Origin of the sequence: Devosia elaeis, from assembly GCF_001650025.1 — a bacterium.
GTDB lineage: Bacteria > Pseudomonadota > Alphaproteobacteria > Rhizobiales > Devosiaceae > Devosia > Devosia elaeis.
The window spans coordinates 1-3,851 of sequence record NZ_LVVY01000030.1; the positions used below are offsets into that span (position 1 = coordinate 1).

General features: G+C 65.7%; 6 protein-coding genes. 4 read left to right on the plus strand and 2 right to left on the minus strand.

The window, feature by feature from the left end:
* Positions 1 to 147: 147 nt before the first annotated feature.
* On the minus strand, positions 148 to 594 hold the full coding sequence (gene soxR, locus A3840_RS01555; protein WP_067450860.1) for a redox-sensitive transcriptional activator SoxR: 447 nt from the start codon (positions 592 to 594) through the stop codon (positions 148 to 150).
* A gap of 86 nt (positions 595 to 680) precedes the next feature.
* Here soxR and A3840_RS01560 point away from each other — a divergent pair, with 86 nt between their 5' ends.
* Positions 681 to 1,085 (plus strand): hypothetical protein, encoded by a 405-nt coding sequence (locus tag A3840_RS01560; RefSeq protein ID WP_131798208.1) that lies wholly within the window; start codon positions 681 to 683, stop codon positions 1,083 to 1,085.
* 200 nt (positions 1,086 to 1,285) lie between these two features.
* Here the strand turns inward: A3840_RS01560 and A3840_RS01565 are convergent, their stop codons facing one another.
* Positions 1,286 to 1,498, minus strand: a complete 213-nt coding sequence (locus A3840_RS01565) for a SlyX family protein (protein WP_067450875.1) — start codon at positions 1,496 to 1,498, stop codon at positions 1,286 to 1,288.
* Between the two features lie 148 nt (positions 1,499 to 1,646).
* On the opposite strand from A3840_RS01565, the gene A3840_RS01570 reads away from it, so the two are divergent.
* From A3840_RS01570 to A3840_RS01580, 3 genes are all read left to right on the plus strand, one after another.
* The gene (locus tag A3840_RS01570) at positions 1,647 to 2,201 is read left to right on the plus strand and encodes a hypothetical protein (RefSeq protein ID WP_067450866.1); all 555 of its coding nucleotides are present in this window, start codon (positions 1,647 to 1,649) and stop codon (positions 2,199 to 2,201) included.
* Positions 2,202 to 2,297: 96 nt separating this feature from the next.
* Positions 2,298 to 2,936 (plus strand): DsbA family oxidoreductase, encoded by a 639-nt coding sequence (locus tag A3840_RS01575; RefSeq protein WP_067450869.1) that lies wholly within the window; start codon positions 2,298 to 2,300, stop codon positions 2,934 to 2,936.
* A 52-nt stretch (positions 2,937 to 2,988) separates the two neighbouring features.
* Positions 2,989 to 3,798 (plus strand): alpha/beta hydrolase, encoded by an 810-nt coding sequence (locus A3840_RS01580; protein ID WP_067450872.1) that lies wholly within the window; start codon positions 2,989 to 2,991, stop codon positions 3,796 to 3,798.
* The last annotated feature ends 53 nt before the right edge of the window (positions 3,799 to 3,851 follow it).

The following is a 3,851-nucleotide window of genomic DNA, read 5'->3' on the forward strand; positions in this document are numbered from 1 at the left end:
CGCCTAACCATCCACGGTTGCTCGACCCGAGGGTGTTTGCGATAGACCCAAAACAAAGAACCCTCGGGTCAGGCCCGAGGGTGACGACCAGTGTGTGGGGCCGGATCGCATATGGGCCGATAAGATCTAGGGGGCCATCCCCCCTCCCTATTCCTCCCCGAGCAGAATCCGCGGGCCGGTCTTGCCCCGCCGGCCGATGCGGTCGCCGGGATTGCGCAGCGGGCAGGTTTCGGTCGAGAGGCATCCGCAGCCGATGCAGCTGCCCAACCCGTCGCGCAGCCGCCCGAGCTGGGCGATGCGGGCATCGAGCGCATCGCGCCAGCCCGCCGACATCCGTTCCCAATCGGCAGTGCTCGGCGCCTTGTCGGCCGGCAGGCCTGCCAGGGCCGCTCCGATTTCCTCCAGCGACAGGCCGACGCTCTGCGCCACCTGGATGATGGCGATCCGCCGCAGCACGCTGCGCTCATAGCGCCGCTGGTTGCCCGATGTGCGCACCGACCGGATCAGGCCCTTGCGCTCGTAGAAATGCAGCGCCGAGACGGCGATGCCGGAGCGCCGCGCCACCTCGCCGACGCTGAGTACGGATTTCCACATCGGGCTTGACCTCAACTAATGTTGAGGGTGTAGCAAGGCAGGCATTGACGGACAAGGCCGGATCGACCGGCCCCCAAGAGGCCTCCATGGACGACATTTTCCGCCTGCTGCTATTCATTCATTTCGGCGCGCTGCTCTTTGCCGCCACGACCAACCTGATCATGCCGGCGCTGATGCCGCGCATGATGGCGCTGGGCGCCGAGGGGCGGACCATATTGGGCCCGCTGACGCGCCAGCTCAGCATCAATGCCCGGCTGAGCCTGCTGGTGCTGGTCCTGACCGGCGTGCTCATGGTGGCCATCCGCTACGATACGGGGCTCTGGGCCAATCCCTGGTTCGCCGCCAAGATGGCCTTCATCGCCGTCATCACCCTGGGAATCGGCCTGTCCTTCACCCCATGGAGCCGGGCCATTCCGCCGAAAGTCTTCGGATCGATAACGCGCATCGCGCTGGTGGGCACGATCTTCTGCGCGGTGATGGCGTTCAACTAGCGGCGGGGCGGCCGGGTATGCGCGCTCCCGACTCGGGAGGGAGGCGATTGAGCCGTCAAATCACGGAGTCATTCCCGCGAAAGCGGGAACCTCTGCTTGCAGCCTGTATGTCGGTAACGGAGGTCCCCGCTTTCGCGAGGATGACATCGTGGAAATTCACGTATTGGTGCGAGGGCAGAACAATGGGGGGCAAACCGCGGCTAATAGTGCGGGGGCGGCTTTTCCGTGGCCGGGTCGGCGATATAGGCGCCCGAGCGGACCTGTTCTTCCAGCATGGCGAGCTTGCGGGTCAGAAGATCGATGCTCTTCCATTGCTCGGTAATGGTGGCGTTGAGGTCCTCGATCGTCTGGTCCTGATAGGCCAGGCGCGTTTCCAGCGCTTCCAGCCGCGTCTCGTGATCCGCTTCAGCCATGGTCAAACCCCTGTTCGTGCCCTGCAAATAGGCCGATGAAAGCCGCGCCTCAAGCCGGTACGCTAACGTATGCGTGTTGACGTTTGCGGAACCGACCACCCTGTCCGGCCATTGACCCTGCACGCATCTGCCAAGGGGAGCCGCGAAAATGGCCACCACAGCACTCTATTCCAACGCCGTTCCGGGCCGCCGCGGCACCGCCGCCAATATCCGCGCGGGCCTGACCCTGCTCGCCTGCGCCGCCCTGGTGCCAGGCCTGTTCGGCCTGGTCAATCTCGGCGCCGAAACCCTCGGCATCCTGCCCCTGTTCTTCGCGCCCTTCGGCCTACCCGGCTGGGTGGGCGGCGCGGTCCACCTCGCCCAGCTGGCGCTGATGGGCGCCGCCTATGGCGCGCTGGTCCTGGTTGCAGCGCCGCGGGCCCGGCTGTGGCTGGCCGGCCTCGTCGCTCTCTATATTGCCCTGCCCTTCATCACGCCGCCGCTCGATTCGCTGCAATTGAGCCTGGTCTGCACCTTTGTCCTGCTGTTCGGTCTGGCCACGCTGATGCGCGTCGGCGCCGCCTCGCCGCTGGCGGGCTGGCTACTGACCCCCATGCTGGCCATTGTCGGGTTCAGCGCCGCCATGGGCCTGGTGCTGACCGCCGCCTATACGCCGCCCTTCGCCCTAATCCAGGGCCAGGGCACGGCTGGCCCCGCCGCCTGACCGGGCTTACGCCCCAAGGTTACGCTGAAGTGCCCTCTTGCCACATCTCGCCCGGAGCGCCATCTGGGCGGGATCAGTTTCTGCGGGAGCCGCCCAATGGCCAAATTGCTCAAGATCGACGTGTTCACCGATGTGGTGTGCCCCTGGTGCCTGGTGGGCTCGGCCCGTCTCGACCAGGCCATCGCCGGATTGCCCGAGGATGTCGAGGTCGTGGTGGAGAACCACCCCTTCTATCTCGATCCCTCCGTGCCGCCGGAAGGCGTCGATGTGGGGGAAATGCTGCGCGCCAAATATGGCCGCGACCCAAGCGAGATGTGGGCGCGGGTGGAAGGCGAGGCCAAGAAGGCCGGCATGGATCTCGATCTCAGCAAGCAGCCGCGCATGTTCAACACCGCCAAGGCGCATACGATCACCCGGCTTTCCAAGCCCAATGGCAACCAGCACGAATTGGCCAATGCCATTGCCGAGGCCTATTTCCTCGAGCATCGCCAGATCAATGACGACAATGTCCTGGCCGATATCGCCGTGCAGTTCGGCTGGGACCGAGGCGATGTGCTGGACGCCATCAATGACGAGCACGAATTGTCCATCACCGCTCAGCTCGCCACCAGCGCCGCCGAGCAGGGCATTCGCGGCGTGCCCTTCTTCGTCTTCGGCGAGAAATATGCCCTGTCCGGCGCCCAGCCCGACGACGTGTTCAAACAGGCGCTCGACAAGACCATTTCCGAACTCTGAGGGCGCGCCATCTCTGCTATAGAGAGGCGCGGAAACCTGTTCGAGGTCGGAAGTGAAGCTGCTGCGTTCTGTTCTTGTCGCCCTGCTGGTCCTGGCCGTTCTCGCCTATGCGGGCGTGGTGGGCTACATGTTCGTCAACCAGCGGGCGCTGCAATACGACCCCGCCGGGGAGATCACCGAGCTGGCCGCGGCGGGCCTTGCCGGCGCCGAACAGGTCGAGATCGCCTCCGGCGACGGCCTGGTCACCGCCTGGTACCAGCCGCCCCGCCCCGGCATGCCCATGATCGTCTATTACAAGGGCAATTCGGGCAGCTTCACCTATGAGCACGAGCGCTATGCCCAATTCGTCGCCGATGGCTATGGCTTCCTCGCCTTCGACTATCGCGGCTTTCCCACCTCGCCCGGCGCCATTTCCGAGGCCAATATCCTCGCCGATGCGCTGGCCGCCTATGATTGGGTGGCCGAGCGGCACCCCGATATTCTCATCTGGGGCCGCTCGCTGGGCTCGGGCCCGGCCACCTATGTGGCCAGCCAGCGCGACGCCCGGGCGCTGCTGCTCGAAACCCCGTTCCTCTCCGCCGTGACGGTGGCGGCGGAACGCTATCCCTATCTGCCGGTGGGCCTGGTCATGCAGGACCAGTTCCGCTCCAATGAATGGATCGCCCAGGTGCGGGAGCCGGTGCTGGTCGCCCATGGCACTGCCGACACCACGATCGGCGTCTCCAATGGCGAGCGCCTCTATGCGCTGGCTCCCAACCCCCAGGAGCTCTGGATCGTCCCCGATGCCGGCCATTCCGATCTCTGGGCCGCCGGCATCTGGGACCATGCCAGGCCCTTCTTCGAGAAGGCGCTTTCCTCGTGACCCATCCCGTTCCGGCGGGCATGTCGGCCCGCCGCACCGCCATTATCGGCGGG

Excerpts from the sequence above, each read along its gene's own strand:
- soxR (WP_067450860.1), bottom strand. The coding sequence starts at position 594 with ATGTGGAAATCCGTACTCAGCGTCGGCGAGGTGGCGCGGCGCTCCGGC.
- A3840_RS01560 (WP_131798208.1), top strand. The coding sequence starts at position 681 with ATGGACGACATTTTCCGCCTGCTGCTATTCATTCATTTCGGCGCGCTG.
- A3840_RS01565 (WP_067450875.1), bottom strand. The coding sequence starts at position 1,498 with ATGGCTGAAGCGGATCACGAGACGCGGCTGGAAGCGCTGGAAACGCGC.
- A3840_RS01570 (WP_067450866.1), top strand. The coding sequence starts at position 1,647 with ATGGCCACCACAGCACTCTATTCCAACGCCGTTCCGGGCCGCCGCGGC.
- A3840_RS01575 (WP_067450869.1), top strand. The coding sequence starts at position 2,298 with ATGGCCAAATTGCTCAAGATCGACGTGTTCACCGATGTGGTGTGCCCC.